Annotated in this window: 15 protein-coding genes; 7 read left to right on the forward strand and 8 right to left on the reverse strand. The window is 38.1% G+C overall.

Going from position 1 to position 18,167, the window contains the following annotated elements; all coding sequences use genetic code 11:
• Nucleotides 1–48: 48 nt before the first annotated feature.
• From AC2TDL_RS14420 to AC2TDL_RS14435, 4 genes are all read right to left on the reverse strand, one after another.
• A complete protein-coding gene (locus AC2TDL_RS14420) occupies nt 49–1,365 on the reverse strand; it encodes an MFS transporter (RefSeq protein ID WP_484696785.1) in 1,317 nt (438 codons plus the stop codon).
• 68 nt (nt 1,366–1,433) lie between these two features.
• Nucleotides 1,434–2,360: a LacI family DNA-binding transcriptional regulator gene (locus tag AC2TDL_RS14425; protein ID WP_484696786.1), complete on the reverse strand. Its 927-nt coding sequence runs from the start codon at nt 2,358–2,360 to the stop codon at nt 1,434–1,436.
• 154 nt (nt 2,361–2,514) lie between these two features.
• Nucleotides 2,515–4,293, reverse strand: coding sequence for a glycoside hydrolase family 13 protein (locus tag AC2TDL_RS14430; protein ID WP_484696787.1), 1,779 nt, complete (start codon nt 4,291–4,293; stop codon nt 2,515–2,517).
• A 222-nt stretch (nt 4,294–4,515) separates the two neighbouring features.
• Nucleotides 4,516–5,367, reverse strand: a complete 852-nt coding sequence (locus tag AC2TDL_RS14435; RefSeq protein ID WP_484696788.1) for a lipoate--protein ligase family protein — start codon at nt 5,365–5,367, stop codon at nt 4,516–4,518.
• Between the two features lie 160 nt (nt 5,368–5,527).
• On the opposite strand from AC2TDL_RS14435, the gene AC2TDL_RS14440 reads away from it, so the two are divergent.
• The 3 genes from AC2TDL_RS14440 to AC2TDL_RS14450 are packed head-to-tail and all read left to right on the forward strand — an operon-like array spanning nt 5,528 to nt 9,515.
• Complete coding sequence (locus tag AC2TDL_RS14440) at nt 5,528–7,216, forward strand: spore germination protein (protein WP_484696789.1); 1,689 nt, start codon at nt 5,528–5,530, stop codon at nt 7,214–7,216.
• A complete protein-coding gene (locus AC2TDL_RS14445) occupies nt 7,213–8,403 on the forward strand; it encodes a Ger(x)C family spore germination protein (RefSeq protein ID WP_484696790.1) in 1,191 nt (396 codons plus the stop codon). The genes AC2TDL_RS14440 and AC2TDL_RS14445 overlap by 4 nt, the downstream gene beginning before the upstream one ends.
• A 2-nt stretch (nt 8,404–8,405) precedes the next feature.
• Nucleotides 8,406–9,515: a GerAB/ArcD/ProY family transporter gene (locus tag AC2TDL_RS14450; protein ID WP_484696791.1), complete on the forward strand. Its 1,110-nt coding sequence runs from the start codon at nt 8,406–8,408 to the stop codon at nt 9,513–9,515.
• Between the two features lie 347 nt (nt 9,516–9,862).
• Here the strand turns inward: AC2TDL_RS14450 and AC2TDL_RS14455 are convergent, their stop codons facing one another.
• Nucleotides 9,863–11,365 (reverse strand): DHA2 family efflux MFS transporter permease subunit, encoded by a 1,503-nt coding sequence (locus AC2TDL_RS14455; RefSeq protein WP_484696792.1) that lies wholly within the window; start codon nt 11,363–11,365, stop codon nt 9,863–9,865.
• 161 nt (nt 11,366–11,526) lie between these two features.
• On the opposite strand from AC2TDL_RS14455, the gene AC2TDL_RS14460 reads away from it, so the two are divergent.
• Entirely contained in the window at nt 11,527–12,402 is an 876-nt protein-coding gene (locus tag AC2TDL_RS14460) for a TetR/AcrR family transcriptional regulator (RefSeq protein ID WP_484696793.1), read from the forward strand.
• Nucleotides 12,403–12,543: 141 nt separating this feature from the next.
• Here the strand turns inward: AC2TDL_RS14460 and AC2TDL_RS14465 are convergent, their stop codons facing one another.
• The 3 genes from AC2TDL_RS14465 to AC2TDL_RS14475 form a co-directional block, all read right to left on the reverse strand.
• Entirely contained in the window at nt 12,544–13,323 is a 780-nt protein-coding gene (locus AC2TDL_RS14465) for a GNAT family N-acetyltransferase (protein ID WP_484696794.1), read from the reverse strand.
• A gap of 199 nt (nt 13,324–13,522) precedes the next feature.
• Entirely contained in the window at nt 13,523–13,840 is a 318-nt protein-coding gene (locus tag AC2TDL_RS14470; protein WP_484696795.1) for a barstar family protein, read from the reverse strand.
• Nucleotides 13,837–14,355 carry a ribonuclease domain-containing protein gene (locus AC2TDL_RS14475; RefSeq protein WP_484696796.1) on the reverse strand — a complete coding sequence of 173 codons (519 nt, stop codon included), beginning with the start codon at nt 14,353–14,355 and terminating at the stop codon, nt 13,837–13,839. The genes AC2TDL_RS14470 and AC2TDL_RS14475 overlap by 4 nt, the downstream gene beginning before the upstream one ends.
• Nucleotides 14,356–14,528: 173 nt before the next feature.
• Here AC2TDL_RS14475 and AC2TDL_RS14480 point away from each other — a divergent pair, with 173 nt between their 5' ends.
• The 3 genes from AC2TDL_RS14480 (at nt 14,529) to AC2TDL_RS14490 (ending at nt 18,164) form a co-directional block, all read left to right on the forward strand.
• On the forward strand, nt 14,529–15,968 hold the full coding sequence (locus AC2TDL_RS14480) for an IS6 family transposase (protein WP_484696056.1): 1,440 nt from the start codon (nt 14,529–14,531) through the stop codon (nt 15,966–15,968).
• 376 nt (nt 15,969–16,344) lie between these two features.
• Complete coding sequence (locus AC2TDL_RS14485; protein WP_484696797.1) at nt 16,345–16,854, forward strand: GNAT family N-acetyltransferase; 510 nt, start codon at nt 16,345–16,347, stop codon at nt 16,852–16,854.
• A gap of 35 nt (nt 16,855–16,889) precedes the next feature.
• The gene (locus tag AC2TDL_RS14490) at nt 16,890–18,164 is read left to right on the forward strand and encodes an MFS transporter (protein WP_484696798.1); all 1,275 of its coding nucleotides are present in this window, start codon (nt 16,890–16,892) and stop codon (nt 18,162–18,164) included.
• Nucleotides 18,165–18,167 lie beyond the last annotated feature (3 nt).

The raw sequence follows: 18,167 nt of genomic DNA on the forward strand, positions 1-18,167 counted from the left end.
GCTAAGCTGCCAAGAAGGTCAATTGTAACTGACCTTCCTGGCAGCTTTTTAAGTTTGGGAATATAAGCGCATAATGACTTTGGCCAGCAATAGTCCGCTGATAAGAAGAAAACTGCCACTGAATAGCATTACAATAGACGCACCTAATTCATCTGCTAACATCGAAAATAACGCCAAACCTAGCGGCGGAGCGACACTCGTTGCAGAGTTAAGCAAGCCAGTCACTCTGCCCTGAAGCTCATCTCTAATCGTAGTTCGCAGCAAAATATAAATAATCGTCGTGCTAAAGCTAAACAAAATGCCAACAATCAAAATAAAAGGCAAGGCGAGATAGACGTTATTTAATAGGGCGATAAGTACAAAACATGCTCCCATTAAAATGATACTGAGCGTAATAAGCCAAGCTTTGTTTTTCATACGCTCATTTGCTTTTATTATGAGAAGTGAACCGAGCACATAACCAAGCGGGATGCACATTTCAATAAATCCGAAAAAAATCGGGCTTGCTTTCCATTCCTTTACTGCCATAACTTGGACTAACATAAAGTTTGAAAGGAAAAAAATGATAACAAGCGGTAAAATGAACAGTGAAGCTTTAGCAATTGGATGTTGCAAGATAAAGATAAAACCTGTCTTCATATCTTGGAGAAAGGAAACCTTCCGACGCTGATCTTGCCTAATGGTTTCGTAACGAAATTTTCCCGCTATTAAAACGAGCAGCGCGGAAATTAAAAATGTTACAGCATCAATTGCGATAGCCGTTGCTCCTCCTAACAACGCGACTGCTGCTCCCCCTAAAGAAAATCCAATAATACGAACTATATTATCAGAAATATTTATTGCTGCTATTGCATGATGAATTTGGGACTTGCCGACAATTTGAACGAGCGAAGCTTGGAAAGCTGGTGTTCGAAAGCAGCCAGTTAAAGCTACCAAGGCAGTTAAAGTAATAATTGAGAAGTAGGATGTCGTTTCTAAATAAATTAATAAGGCGATGAAAGCTACAAGGATAAACCGGATAAAGTCAATTGACCACATTAACATGCGACGATTTACCCGATCTGCTAGCGTACCTGCAAATGAGCTGAATAACATAGCAATAACAAGGTGAATAATTAAAACAGCGGACATTAGCTTTGCGCTGCCCGATGTTTGGAGAATCCATAGGTTTAAAGCGATGCTATGAAAAGTGTTGCCTAGTAAGGATAAACTATAGCTAGTAAATACAAAAAGATAAGCGCGATTACGCCAAATTGAATTTTTCTCATCATGAAAATGTTTTTCGACTTTAAGGTTAACTTCTGCTAAGCTAGGTGCTTCAATTGCAGCAGCTTCCTCAGATTGGAAATAACGAGAATCAGTCATACGCACATCCTCCGTTTCTAGTAAAAAATTAAACTTAAACGTTTAAGTTTTGCTAAATAAAAGCAGATTTATTCTGCCTTTATTTTATAAGTTTTACTATTATGACCTTGATTGGGTGCTGATTTTTGTAATAGATTTATTAATTGAGCTGCTGCAATAGTTCCCTTTGATTGGCTAAAGGTAATAGCTGCGGAACTAGGTGGCAACAGTTGCGACATTCCTACTGTACAAATGACAGTTAATTGTTCACTAGGAGTATATTTGGCAGCGATTAGCGCGATAGCTTCATTTATAATAATTCCTTTTTTATCGTTCTGCTTAGACAGAAATTGCTTAAGCTCTTGTTCACTAGTCATAATATAAATTTGCTCCTGCGGCAATGGCAAAAGCTTCACAATGTATTGCATTAATTGTTGATTATTATAATTGTCCAGCACAGCATAGTATTTGTCAGGTTGCTTAATTAATGAACTGATTCGAGTAAAAGCATCCTCATAATCAAAAATGATTTGCTTGAACAAAGGATCATCGATCATGCTGTCTATAATCAGCAGTGGAACACCGTAAGGAAAATGTCCAGATATATGATGAAAATGCTCACTTTTCGCATCAACTACAATTACTCCATCGAGCTTACGTTCAGCAACAATATCTAGCTTTGGTGAATTAGCATTAAGACGATGAATAATTAAATGATAGCCATGTTTATTAAATTCCAGTTCGATATCATGAATAAGTTCGTTGTAGCGAAGCAGTCCCCAACTTGTAGTCTTTTCAGGCATATTAATGAGCAAGCCGACTAAACCAGATTGCTGTTTTACTAGAGAGCGTGCAGCTAAGTTAGGGACATAACCAAGTGCTTTGGCAGTTTCTAAGATACGGGTACGTGTTTCCTCAGCAATTGTTTGATTGGCAACATTGTTTAATACATAACTGACTGTAGCTGTGGAAACGCCCGTTTGTTTTGCTATTTCTTTTAAAGTAACTTTTTTCAAAGCAACAGCTCCTTTTGCACATATCGTTACTTAATCGTTTAAGTTATTATGCCATAAACTTACAATTTTGTCTAGCAGGGATTGCAAACGTTTGAATAAAATAGCCACTTGCATTACGAATTCGTAATGAAGTGGCATTTTTTACTTTTCATCTTTATTTTTCAAGAAGCACAATAAAGCTGTAAGCAGGCAGGGATAGTGAAAGCTTATTAGTTGCTGCTGATGACTTAGTAATAATCTCAGCACCGCCGTTTGCAGTTAGCACTTTCCAGTTAGACGCTGATTCAATATCTAGCTCAAGCTGAGAATTACTTTGACGTGCATTTAGCGCAATAATGATACGCTCGTTTTCTTCGCGTCGTTCATAGACTAAGCTGCCGTCCTCCTTATCTTGACCGATATGAATAAAGGAAATTTGACTGCTGCGCAGTGCTTTATAGGAATGACGTAATCCGATCGTATTTTTATAAAATTGTAAAAGCTCTTGATTTTGTTGCTCAGGCTCCCATACCATACATTTTCGGCAATCAGGATCTCCTTCACCGTTAATGCCTACTTCATCGCCATAATAAATACAAGGTGTGCCTGGGAAAGTAAGCTGGAATAGAGCAGCTAACTTCATTTTCTCCTCATTATCGCCACAAACGGTAAGCAGTCGTGGCGTGTCATGACTATCTAATAGATTGAAGGATACTTCCGTCACCTGTTGCGGATATGAGGCAAGCTGTCTACCGATCGCATTAGCAAAGTTTTGGGCATTTATCGTTTCATGTGCGAAAAAGTCCAGCACTGCATTAGTAAATGGATAGTTCATTACTGCATCAAATTGATCACCTTGCAGCCACATCATCGAATCATGCCAAATTTCACCTAGAATATATGCATCTGGATTTACGCTTTTGACTACTTTTCTAAATTCACGCCAAAATTGATGATCCACTTCATTTGCTACATCAAGTCTCCAGCCATCAATTCCGATTTCTTCAATCCAGTAGCGAGCGACATTTAATAAATATTGCTTAACCTCTGGATTTTCAGTGTTTAGCTTAGGCATCAATGGCTCGAACGCAAATGTATCATAAGTAGGGATGCCGTCCACGATTTGCAATGGCCACTCGCGTACATGGAACCAGTCCGCATATTTTGAATTTTTTCCATTCTTTTGCGCATCGACAAATGGTGCGAAGGTGCGTCCTGAATGGTTGAATACTGCATCAAGCAGGACACGAATACCGCGTTTATGGCAAGCCTCAACAAGTTCTTTAAGCTTCTCATTAGTTCCAAAGTGAGGATCCACCTTTAAATAATCTTGCGTATCGTACTTATGATTGGTTGTTGCTTCAAAAATAGGCGTAAAATAAATTGCATTAATGCCAAGCTCAGCAAGATGATCAAGATGATCAATTACGCCTTGAAGATCGCCGCCGAAGAAGTTTTTCGGTGTTGGTTTGCCGCCCCAAGGCTCGACATTTTCGGGGCTAATTGATGGATCGCCATTAGCAAATCGTTCAGGAAAGATTTGATAAAAGACAGCATCCTTTACCCATGTTGGCGGATTAAATACGTCTATCGGGTTAATAAATGGAAAATCAAAAAAGTCTTTGTGAGGATTTTCCGGTGTTTGCGATGCAAAGCCGCCCTCTGTAAAGGTAATTTTTTCACCTGTAACCGCGTCTGTTAGTACAAATGCGTAGCGAAGTCTGCGAAAAGGCGGGACAACATTAATCTCCCAATAATCATATAGTGCGTCTTGCGCAAAAATTTTCATTGGGATAGTTTGCACAGTTTTTTCCCATGCGTACTTATCTCCGACAATTGCTTCAACCAGTGAGCAATCGTCTCTTTTTGTTCTAAGTCGCAAATGAATTGTCTGTTTGTCGTAGGCATACGACCAGTTTTGCTTAGGTCTGTGATAAACAGCTTCAAGTAACATTGAACATCACTCCTACAATAAATTTAAGAGATTCATACAAAAAAAGGTACAACCTCTAATTTATTAAATCCGAGGTTGTACCTTTTCTTAAAACGTTTATGTAAACTGACATAAACGAGGGTGGCGGTAACATTGCCTTTATATTGTATCTCTCAACAAATCTATTATATACCATCATTACCAATAGAAACAATAATATTTACAATTTTTGAACTAGTATTTTTAACATGTCAAATTATAGCGTTCGTTTAGCTTCTTTGCCATTTGAGCAAGTTCATCTGCGTTAGGCAGCATAAGCGGGTGAGAAGAGAGAGATAAATTTTGCTCTAAAATCGTTCCATTATGCTCTAGCAGCACTTGCTTAATCAAGTTCGTAAAGCTTGTATGAACTGGCTCTTTTAGTGAAGTTAGCTCCTCTAGGCTAGCAGTGCTTTCATCAGTTACGTTTGGATACTTAAGCGCAGCGTCACCATTTGCCGCAATTTCATAAAAGCGCCGAACTAAGCTTGTTCTATGTTTGCCGATGCCTGAAGCAACAACGAAGGCTTGCACACAGTAAGCATTTAGTAATCTACGCTGGGCAATTCCGCAAAATTTACGATCATTAATGCTCAGATCATAATCACCTGGACAGTATGCCCCACGAATTTCTCCTTTCTGCACAGCAGATCCATTTTCAGCAAGAGCAATAGAGATAAGCTGATACATTTTTTCAAAATCTTCTTTTAAATTGGTTTTGTTATTGGGATGAGAAGGGAAAATAAGCGAGATGTTGACTACTCCATCATCTAGCGGAACAGCAGCTCCCCCTGAATTACGAACAATCGGTAAGTATTGGTTGCTTTGCAGCCATTCCATCGCTTGCTTAGCAAAGGGCAAACGAGCATCCTGTTGACCTAATACAAATCCGTTAGGATGGCGCCATATTCTACATATTTTTAAGTGATGTTGTGCTGCTTGTTTTAATAACAATTCATCTTTGGCAAAAGAAAGCATCGGATCAACGCTTTGCAGCAAATCACTTTCATCTAAGATCAACATATTTTGGGCCCAAGCGGCAATTGACTGATTCATCGTTGGTTTACTCCTTTATTCTTCTGATTTTTAGTATAGCACAACAAAGGAGACAGCTATAAATTTCGCATTATTTTTATTTAACTGTTGAAAAAACTCATATTTTTACAATTAATGTCCAAACTATGGATAGCTTGGCTATGAAAGGGTGAAAGTTGAAATGGACAATCAGCGGTTAGGCAACGAGGCTAGTGAAAGCGAGAAAAGCGAAAGCGGGGCTAGCAAAGATAGCCCAAATCGCAGCGGGATTACGAAAAATGAGTCTAGTAGCAAAGAGTACAATGAACAGAAGCAATCTGACTATAAAGAGGAAGCAGCTTTAGCTATGCAAGAAATTCCATATGAAAGCACGACTCAGCTTGAACCACGCAAGCAATGGTTTAAGCAGCAATTTGATCGCTGCTCGGACATTGTGTTTCATAATATGACGCTGAATGCTGGGATTGGAATTGCAGGCATAGAAGCAATGCTTATTTATACGAATGGAATGTTTGATATTGCCCAAGCAGAACTACATGTGCTCAAGCCACTGCTAGAGCGCAACTTTTATACGAAGCAGGAGCTAAGTCAATATCTTTATTCACTGAATCGTTTGCCAGTTACTGAAATACGCTGGGAAAAGGATGGGGAAGAGGCAAGAAAAAGCATTCTCAATGGTCAAGGAATCTTTTTCTTTGAAGGAGACGAACGATTTTTAATTTTGCCGTTTAGCAAATTTGAGAAGCGGGGAATTGAAGAAGCACCGAATGAAACAGTTATACGGGGTCCGCGTGAAGCGTTCGTTGAAGATTTGCAAACGAATATTAGCTTAATTCGCAGAAGAGTAAAAAGTCATCATTTGAAAACAGAGCAGTTTGAGATAGGAAAGTATACATCAACTAGACTTGTTGTTACTTATTTGGAAGGAGTATGTAAGCCATCATTAATTGCTGAAATTAAAAGAAGAATTGATTATATCGAAGCCGATGGATTAATCGCTGCTACACAAATTGAGGAGGCAATCTCGGACAATCCGAAAAGTCTGTTTACACAATTGCAGCATACAGAACGTCCTGATGTTGTAAGTGCAGCTCTGTTAGAAGGCAGAATAGCAATTCTAATCGACAACTCTCCAGATGCGATGCTGGCGCCAGCAACATTAATGATGAAAATGCAGTCCTTGGAGGATTATAACCAAAACTTTATTGCGACAAGCTTTATTCGGATGATTCGCTTTCTTTTTATGTTTATTTCACTTATGCTTCCTTCTTTTTATATAGCAGTTACTACTTTTCATGCAGAAATGATTCCGTTTAACTTGCTTATTTCTGTAGCTTCGGCAAGAGAAATCGTTCCGTTTCCTGCTTTGCTTGAAGCGTTTATTATGGAAATTTCCTTTGAAGCATTGCGTGAGGCGTCCGTACGTATTCCAAAGTATATTGGACAGACGGTATCAATTATCGGGGCGCTTATTATCGGAACTGCTGCAGTGCAAGCCGGGATCGTATCATCAGCAATGGTTATCATTGTATCGGTTACAGGGGTAGCCTCCTTTATAATCCCTGGATATGATTTGAGTTTAACGTTACGTCTGCTTCGTTTTCCATTAATGCTGCTTGCAGGCTTTCTCGGTATTTTTGGCATCGCATGCGGTTTAATTTTAATTTATACGCATATGCTCAATCTTAAATCTGTAGGGGTGCCTTTCTTATCACCACTTGCGCCAAGCAGCTTCAGCTCAATGGAAGATACCTTTGTTCGTTTTCCATGGTGGAAGCTGAAAAATAAACCAACCTTTGCATTACAAAATAGACAGAAAGAGGATAGCAAAGACATACGCGGCTGGACAAAAGAGGAGGAGCAAACGTGAAAAAAGTAAGAGTAATGCTGCTCGCTTTATTATTTACCTTTTTACTGACTGGCTGCTGGTCGTCTCAGGAACTAAATGATGTAGCTTTTGTCAGTGTCATTATTGTCGATAAGGTGGATGATCAAATAGAGATAACTTTAGGCGTACCATTAACGAACAATATGGCTGTTGGCGATGTAGGTGGTTCCTCAGGCGGACAACTGTTTGGTTATTTTAGCCGTAGGGCATCAACGATTGAGGATGCATTGCAGAAGGTGCAGGGGGACCTGTCACGTAAAGCAAACTTTGGACAAAATCGCAATATTGTTATCGGAAGGACTATGGCTGAAAGCGGGATAATGCCGATTGTTGAGTTTTTTTCAAATAACCCTTATATGCGGCTAAATACGAATATATTTATGGTTGACGGTAATGCCAAGGAGGAAATTTCGAAAGCGACGATCGTATCTGAGCGTTTTGTCGTAACGATTTTAAATAAATATGTGGAACAATGGACCTCTTTACAGACGACGATTCGAGATCTAATCATCTCTAAAACAACCGGAGGTGATGCAGTGATTCCAATTATCAATTTTTCGCAAGTATCCGAAGGTTCATCGGATGAAACTGCATCAACAGTTGGTACAGGCGGTGCTGGAATTTTTCGCGAAGGTAAATTGGTAAAACCACTCCTTACTCCTTTGCAGGCATCAGCTGCTAAAAGTGTTCGCGATCAGCTAAGACAATATTATTTTAGTGTGCCGTCACCAATAGATGAAAAACCTGTCGGCTTATACAGCACAATCGTGAATGAAAAAACACATATTACAAAAAAAGATGGAAAATTTAGCGTGATTATTAGACCTGTTTCGGAAATCGTAGTCCTTTCAAATAATTCAATGATCGATTTTTCAAGCATTGAGCATACCATGATGATGGAAAAGCAAATAGAACAATTTCTCAATAATTTGATCGCTGACACAGTAAAGGTTGTGCAACAAACCGGAGCTGACGTATTTCACTTCGATCGTTACTTTAGCGTGAAATATCCGAACGAATGGAATAAGTTAAAGTCTAGCTGGCGAGATTTTTATCGTGATCAACTTAATATTGAAGTGGATAACGTCGTTAATTTACGTCGTAAAGGGTCAAACGTACGTTCATTTAATAACTTTTTTAAGGAAGTTAAGATGGAAGGCGGTAGCTAGCAATGGACATCATATCTGTTACACAAAAGCAGGTGCTTAAATTTTTCGTAATCAATATGATAGCGACGATCGTAGCCTTTTTTACAGGAGCAGTGCTGTTAAAGGGCGGATTTAATGCACCTTATGGAGCCATCATTGGTGGCTGCATCGCCTTGCTCATTGTTTTATTAAATCTTAAATTTGTTCAGCGTCGTCCGGATGAGCATTTTGCGGCTTACGGCGCTGAGATTGTTTCACGCTGGGTTCATTACCCATTAATGATGTGTGTCATCCTGATCAATTTATGGATTACTGTGCTTGATTTGTGGAAAACACAGGACTTCCTTTTACAGTTTTATCTATTAGATACGCCTCCATTTATTGTTATTATTTTAAGTTGCTTATGTATAGCCTATACTGCACGTTTTGGGGTGAAAACGATATTTAGAGCTGCGGAAGGCTTGTTTTATATAAGTATGCTATCGTTTATCATTATCCCATTTTTAGTGCAATCGAATGTTGAATGGTTTATGATGGAGGGTTTAATTACCCATTTTAATTTCCGAAGTGCTTGGGATGATGGCTACTATATGGGATCAATTTTTGGCGAAGTGGCGTTTATCGTATATATCTATCCTTATCTAAATAAGAAGGAGTTAACGAAAAGAACAGTTATATATCTGAAGTCGATTGTAATTTTGCTAGTTTGCGTTCATCTGTGCATTCTTATTTTAGTGCTTGGACCTGATCTAGCTGCCAATTTAAACTTTCCTGAGCTGGAGATGATTCGTCTTATTCCTAGCGGTTCTTATTTAGAAACGATGGACCCGATCATTATTACCTTATGGATCATTACGATCTTTATTAAATTAAGCTTTATGCTGCTAATATGCGCGCAAATTTTGAGCGAACTCTTTAAGCTAGAGCACGAGGAATCCCTTGTTTATCCGCTTGTAATATTAACAGGCGTTGCGGCGATTATGGTAGCAAAATCTCCTCTGCAATTGAGTCTGTTTAATAATATCAATATAACGAACGGCTTATATGTTATCGAATGTTTGCCATTGCTTTATTATGTGGTTGATCTTATTCGAGGCTCTAATAAGAAGAAAAAAACGGAGGAATTACAATGATACTCATCGCTTTAATATTTGGTGTGATTGCTTTCTTAGAAATTCTTTATTTAAAAGGAAAAAAAGAAAGACTTAAACCTTATATTATCATTTATAGTATACTGTTTATTTTAACGGAGATGTTGTATTTCTTCCGAAGTAAAATGTATTGACTAATTAAATAAGCAAACCGACCATTTCTTGTTAAGCGAGCATGGAACTGCATCCTAACACCAAAGTTTTAATTGGGCGGACAACTGCTGCTGCGATAACAAGAGCTGGAAGGTTTGCTTCTAATAATTCCGTTTGTCTTTAAATTCTACAGCTATTCAAATAGGCTTAATGAGCAGAATTTAAACAGTAGGTATTTATTTAGTAGCTGCTGCCAAATCATCAGCCTCAATTTTAGCTAATGCTTCTTTACTTACATCAACGCGCTTCATAAACAGTGTCAAAATTAAAGCGACAAGGCATGTTAGTGCAGCAATCATAAAAGAAAAATGAATACCATCAAGCAATCCTTGCTGTTGAATTTGAGCTTGTTGGATTTCTGTAAGTGTACTTGGATCAACTTGGCTTAGTTTCTCGTTGATACTATCTTTGGCATGAGAGTTCATTAATGAAACGAATACGGCTGTACCTAATGCACCGGCAACTTGGTTTAATGTATTGTTAACGGCTGTTCCGTGCGGGTTAAGTCGAGTTGGCAACTGGTTAAGACCATTTGTCATAATTGGCATCATAATCATTGAGATACCAACCATTCGTACGGAGTACAGGGTAATAATATAGGTATACGTCGTATCAACTTCAAAAGTTGTCATCATATAAGTTGTGATCGCAGTAATCAATAAACCAGTTACACCTAAAATTCTAGGTCCGAATTTATCAAATAATTTACCGGTAATTGGTGACATAATCCCCATAACAAGCGCACCAGGAAGCATCATTAATCCGGAATCAAATGCTGAAATCCCTCGAACATTTTGCACATAAGCTGGTGTTAAAATCATTCCCGCAAATAACGCAGCAGAGTTTACGACTGAGATTACTGAACTCAAGGCAAACATCGGATATTTATAAACAGAAAGATTTAATAAAGGAACGTTAATTCTAAATTGACGAATGACAAACAGGGCTACTAAGATAATACCGACAACGATCGTTGTAATAACGATGGAGTCATCCCAGCCATCTGTACTTGCTGTACTAAAGCCGTACAAAATACCGCCGAAACCAAGCGTAGACAGTACAATTGAAAAATAATCTAAAGATGTAGGCGAAGTTGGCATAACATTTTGCAGTTTAAATAAACCAAGCACTAAGCTTAAAATAGCAAACGGCAAAATCATTTCAAACAACAGGCGCCAATCGTAATATTGAACAATGTATCCTGACAAGGTAGGTCCAAGTGCCGGAGCAGTAATCATAACTAATCCGAAAACACCCATTGCTGCACCGCGTTTTTCGCGCGGGAAGCTAATTAACATAATATTCATAAGTAACGGTGACATAACAGAAGAACCTGCTGCTTGAATCATTCGACCTGTTAGCAGCGTACCAAAGTTTGGGGCAATTGCTGCCACCGCAGTACCAATCGTAAAAATTGACATTGCAGTAAGAAATAATTGGCGGTTCGTAAATTTCATTAATAAAAAGGCAGACACAGGAATAAGGACACCACTTACAAGCATATAGCCTGTTGATAACCATTGGATTGTGCCGTAGCTTTCAATTCCTAGGTCGACCATAATCGTTGGCAGCGCAACGTTCATTAATGAGTTGTTTAAGAACGAAACGAAGGCGCCAAAAAATAAAATTGCAATCATTAAGTATGGTGGCTTTTTTAATTGCTGTAATGTTTCGCTCATAATGTTAGTCGCTCCTATCTCTCTTTATTTTTAAGTCACTTGATGATTTTAAATCATTGGTTTATTTATTTCAAGTTTTTTATACTTTGTGTCCAAATCCCTTGAAAATTTGACTTAGACATGGGTATACTAAGGCTATCAATGATTATAAGGGGACGCAAATGAATAAGCGCAAAAAAATAGTTGTCGATCATGCGAAAGCACTTTTCTTAGAAAAAGGGATACAACAAACCTCGATTCAAGATATTATTGAACGTTCAGGGATTTCAAAAGGAACATTTTATAATTATTTTTCATCTAAAAATGAATGTGTAACTGCAATTTTACAACAAGCTTATCAAGAAACAACAATAAAACGACAAGAATTGTTACTTAAAAATAATGCGGAAGACTTAAATGTTCTTGTTCAGCAAGTTTGTATGTTTACACGAACACATGAGCAGCTTGGAATAGCTGGCCTATTTGAAGAGATTATGCACTCTGGAGACAAAGAACTAAAAAAAGTCGTAATGAATTATCGACTTCAGGAAATTGAATGGCTGGCTAGTCGCTTGGTTGAGGTTTTTGGTGATGAACTTAGACCATATGCAATTGAAGCAGCCATTATTTATTACGGTGCGCAGCAGAATTTAATGTTTGCTGCAAGGGTTACCCATCAGCGAAGCATTATGCCAGAGCAAATAGTAAACTCAGTATTCCACTATATGCGATTAATTATTAACAGCTTAATTCATGACGGTACTGCAGTACTTGATCCGGATAAAATTTCCTTCATTAGATCGGAAATTAATCAAGAAATCATAAGCTGTGAAGAAGTAGTTGAACAACTTGAACAGCTGATCGTTAACTACAAGCTAACCCAGGTTCAACTTGAGCTAACCGAAGGATTAATACAGGAGCTGAAAAGGGAGACGCTTAAAATTCATATTATAAATGCATTGCTATCATCGTTTATAGATGCGTTTCGTGGGACAAGATTATATGAACAAGCGAAGGAGATAATGGGGACAACATTGCTCTTTTTAAGGCAGCAATAATCCTTTAGCTTTGTTTAAGCTACTATAAGTAATATTGAAGCAATTAGATGTAAAAAGGTGCAGCGGCGGCAAAACTGAATGCTTTCAGTTTGCAGTAGACTGCACCTTTTGCTTTTAAATAGAAAGTTTATTATAGCTCGCTTATTGCTTGATACGATACCAGTATTGATAAGCTACTTGATAGCCTAATTTGAAATAAACATGTTTGGCAGCTTCATTGCTATCTAATACAGCAAGGTAGCTGGTGCTTGCCCCTGCTTGCTTACATTTCATTAATAAGTGGTATAGCAAATAAGAGCAGATGCCTTTATTACGATAAGCTTTAGCAGTAATTACATCGTAGATCCCGACAGTATTTTTATCTACAACAGCCATCGCAAGCGCCACCACTTCATCATCTACTTTACATTTTGCAAGCATGACTTGACCTGGCATAGCGGCAATCATATCAATCATCGTTGGAATATGGCGAGGATCAACACCGCTTAATTGACAATATTGCTCTAACCAGCGCAAAGAAATATGCTCCTCAACTTCTAAACTAAGCTGCTCCTTAAGCTGCTCATTGATTTTCGGAACTTCATGAGAAAGCTGCTCAAGGCTTAACGTTAGCATCAGCGAAAGATCAATTCGCTCATAGTCTAATTGCGCAAGCAGTTCATCTAATTGCGGCTCAGAAAAAGGAGTAATTTTAAATATAGTTGGTTGTTTAACTGCACTGTATTTATATTCACAGTTAGCAATATTCATAAACATGCTTTGTGACGTTCTGTTAATCATATGTTCAATTGTACTAACGCAATTTGCTCGCTTTGTATAGCCATTTGCCATACGCAGCTTCCAACCGTCCATATATTCGGTATTTAAAGCAGGCCAATGCTGCAAAGATAACTTTTCAAGTTGTATTAAAGGTAATGACATTTTCATCAACCTCCCATCAATACGAATAATAATACAACATACTGTATAAATATTCAATAGTTTATGCACCTATTCATAAATTTGGCAAAAGAAAAGAGATCGACGAGATAGCCTGAATTTCCTTCTCTTTCGATCTCTTTTAGCTCGTATTTTTTTGCCGTAAGCTTTGTATGTCTGATAGTTGCTCACTTATTCACTGCTACGAGCTTAAATCAGTTTCTGCTGATTGATTTACATACTGAAAACATAAGCCGTTAACTTCCTCTGCAGCTTCTTTAAATAATGAAATAAATGTACTGTACTCATTATCCTCAATTTTAGAGTCATTTGTGTCATTTAAAGTATCATTAACCCAAACAATTGTGAGCGGCAGTTCGATTTCACCAGTTAAGCAATCCCACAGTGCATCTAAATTGTGACCATAATGCGAGGGGAAGTTCAGTTTGCTGGCTAAATAATGATGTGTGGAGGGATATAAGGGAATTTCTGATTGTATTAATTTAATCGTTTGCTTCATTCAGGCATTCCCTCCGTAATATCCGTAAAAGTTTGATAATGATCGGTAGTCATATAAATTAAACCATCATTTGAAAAGACGATACGATCGCCATTTCGTTTGCCGCCTTGATAGTTAATATCTGCCTCATACCATATTCTTCCTTGCTTCTTTGGCAATAAGCCTTCGCGATTTCCAAACCGATCCCCGCCAATGCTTTTTCCAGGGGCTACTTCATGCAAATTACCTTCTGATGGTACCCAGCCTAACGCCTCAGCTTCCTTTTTCGTTATAAAATTGTCCGGCAACTTGCCATGCTCGCGAATATAGGCCGAGACTTCAGCAAAAGTTGTTAAATTATTCGCACTATCAGATTCGGAAGCATTGTTTATCGCTGTTTCATGATTGTTACTGTTTAGATTTAGCTGTATATTGCTACAGCCTGTTGTTAAGCCAAAAATAAAAATAAGGAAGCTGATTAGGGCAAGTCCGATTAATCGTTGCTTAGCCTTCATAAAGGAAAAAAGCTGTTTCATAAATCCACTCCTGAAAAAAACTACGTATTGTAAAAACTTTATATATATAATTGAGGGTTTTCCTTGATATATAAGTCTCGGAAAGCAAAAAACTTGCCACCCCCATAGTTTTAGGTTAAAAGTAAGGTTACCACACCGAACACTTAATCCCAAACAACTAGGAAGTGACAAGTTTGTATCCTCAATTATTAACCTATTTACTTGAATTTATCAAGTACCAAGATCAAATTATTAAAACTTTACTTACTCTTCTTATCGGTAAAAACATGTTTGATAAACCTAAAGAAGAGCCAATCAATAAACCATATCGTAAGCTTCAGGTGGATGATCTTCCGATCAACGAAACTCTTCAGAAGCTTGATTATCGAATCCTTCTAACAGAATACCTAGAGAAAAACGGTAAACATCTAAAGCCTGTTCAAAGGCGTTTGAATGCAAAGACGACTGTACCTAAATCTATGAACTGTCCGAAGTGTGGTGCTCCATCGGATTATCTTTATGCCAATAATGGGGGCAAAGGACAGTATCAATGTAAGGTATGTTCCTGTCTGTTTAATGATAAGAGCCGCTATTTGAAAGAGGCCATTTTAAAGTGTCCTCATTGTTCTAAGACTCTTGAAAAAATCAAAGAGCGAAAAGACTTTAACGTGTTCAAGTGTAAAAATAATGATTGTCCCTATTACCAAAAGAAACTAAATGGTATGTCTTCGAAAGAGAAGAGACAGTTTAAAAAAGATCCTCAATCCTTTAAGTTAAGATACATTTTCCGGCAGTTTCACATCGATTTTCAGCCATTGTCTAAGTCTTCCCCCAAAAAGCCCAAGGTTGATTTATCCAGGCTGTATGCGTCGCCACATACTTTGGGGCTCATTTTAACCTATCATGTCAACTATGGACTTTCGGCCCGTAAAACAGCTGCACTCATGAAAGATGTACATGGGGTAAGCATATCGCATCAAAGTATTTTAAATTATGAGAATGCAGTTGCCCTAATACTTAAGCCTTACGTAGATTATTATCCCTACGAACTTTCTGACCAGTTCTGTGGAGACGAAACCTACATCAAGGTGAATGGGCGTTGGCATTACTTGTTTTTCTTCTTTGATGCGGTAAAAAAGATTATTTTGTCTTACCCAGTATCGCCAAATCGGGATACAGTGTCAGCAATCCGTGCCATTGATGATGTCTTAATGAAACTGAAAGAGATTCCTAAAGATCTTACATTTGTGGTGGATGGCAATCCGATTTATCTCTTAGCTCAGCACTTTTTCGCTCAACACGATATTCAGTTCGACATCAAGCAGGTTATTGGACTTACCAATGAAGATCCTGTGTCAACGGAGTATAGGCATCTCAAACAAGTTATCGAAAGACTAAATCGCACATTTAAAGGCAATTATCGTTCAACACACGGGTTTGGATCCGAACAAGGATCTGTTTCTTTTGTGACCCTGTTTGTAGCTTACTTTAACTTTTTAAGGCCTCATTCTGCATTAGAAGGTAAGGTGCCAGTGCTTAATCCAGAGTTACTGCAGCTCCCGAATATGCCTGCGAGATGGACTAAACTGATCGCTTTAGCACAACAATGGATTAACGAACAACAACCAGCCTAACTTTTTGGTTTAGCAGAGCCCGAAGTAAAAACGAGCAATCGGCGGAGCGAACTCTTGACAAACCGAACTAGCCAATGGTTTAAAATGGAAAAACCAAGGGCTATTTAGCATGCCTTCTTTTTGTCCCCGTCGCCCTTGTTAAAGTAGAGTCAAACCATTGGCGTGTTTGTCAAGAGCGATTGCGTGGCCTTTCCACCCAACAAATGGGAGACGACCCGAACACCTATTGAGTTTTCATAGAACTTTTGACACTACCAAAAACTATTTTTTCTAAGTATACGTGATGAAATTACTTATCGCAAAAATGAAGGAAAAATATTTTTTAAAGCGGATTTTCATTTTATAAAAAGCGTTGTATGATGTGGAGAGAAAGTGATTGCAAAAAGCAGCAGATAAAGTTAATTTAGTTAAATCAAGCGGATTGAAGGAGTTAGTCAGCATGAACTGGAGTATAAAGCATTTTAATGAATTAAGCAATTTGGAAGTGTACGAAATTATAAAGCTGCGTACTGATGTTTTTGTTGTTGAGCAGCAGAGCATTTATAGTGATTGCGACAATAAGGATCTTGATGCCTTCCATCTAATGCTTAGAAATGATCAAGGAAAATTACTAGGGTATTTACGAATTTTAAATCAAGGTGTTAGCTATCCTTGCTATTCGCTTGGCAGAGTAATTATTGCTCCTGAGCTGCGCGGAACAGGTTATGGAAAGCAATTGGTGTCACGAGGAATCGAATTTATCGAAAAACATTGGGGAGGTAAGCAAATCACAATTTCTGCACAACAGCATTTAACTGCCTTTTATGGGGAAGTTGGCTTTGTCGTAGAATCTGAGCCCTATATGGAAGATGGCATCCCGCATGTAAAAATGTCAGCATATTTGTAATTTAATTCGGACAGCGTAGAAAAGGAGTGCTGGAGATGTGGAGATCTTTAGCAGATAAATTTCGCTTTAATTATCGAGGTAATTCTTCCTTCACCCCAGGTATGCAGGTTGCTATTGTTGAAGGAATATGGGCAGTTCTATTGCTTACCATGCTTTCTGGTCCGTTTCTAACGGCATATTTGCTTTATTTGGGAGCGACTTCATCCCAGATTGGTCTTGTGTTGGCTATTCCAGCATTAGCTAATCTGCTTCAAGTTTTGGCAGCAATGTACATGCAAAAACTTATTCATCGTAAACGCGCTTTCATAATTCTTGGTACTGTTCATCGCTTGGTAGGAATATCAACAGGAGCAATTCCTTTCATATTTCCTAAGGAATTATGGCTTATCTCATTTATTATCATTTTCTTTTTATTTAGTGCTATAAACGCGTTTTTAGGAGTAATATGGACTTCGATAATTTCTGATATGGTCCCATCAGAGGTTCGTGGCAAATATTTTGGCGTTCGCAATGTCATTACAAATGCTGCCAATAGTGCAGGGCTTTATCTAACAGGGATCATCCTCGAGCATTATCAAGGTGCTACAGGCTTTAATATTATGTTTTGTCTGGCAGCAATAACAGTAGTGATGAACATTATCTATTTTATAAAGTATCCTAATCCACAATTTGAGAAAAATGAGGGAATGAAGCTTGGTGCTTTCGTTCTTCAGCCGTTTCATGATGTAAGCTTTCGCAATGGTTTAATCTTTTTAACAGTCTGGACATTTATTATGACGATGACACATCCATTTTTCTCTTATGTGATGCTAGATATTTTACAAGTACCTTATCAAACGGTAGCTAATCTAGTAATCTTGCAAACGGTTGCTTCGATGGCAGGCTTCTATATATGCGGGCTGCTTTCTAGCAGATGGAGTGATCGAGCTTTACTAATTGGTTCCTTACCGTTTATTGCAGCAGCAGCCTTATTATGGAGTGCTCTAAACATTTTGCCACAATTGCTTGTGTTAGTGCTAGTGTTCATTTTTTTAGGCATTGGTCTAGGCGGCTATAATCAACAGATTTTTATTTTTATGATTGGTTCATCGTCTAAAGCGGCTCGTCCGATTTACATTGCTGTGTTTTCAGCGATTACAGGGATTGCTGGATTTATCGGTCCTACTTTAGGCGGAATTGTATTTGAAAAATTGAAAAAGTATCCATTATGGCTACAGGAATATGGCTGGTTTCTTTTCTTAGGTCTTTTTTTATTAATCGCAATTATTATTGCGCCGCTTATTTTTCGTACGCCCAAAAATAGGATATAATGA

The organism is Paenibacillus sp. plas6, assembly GCF_057221655.1.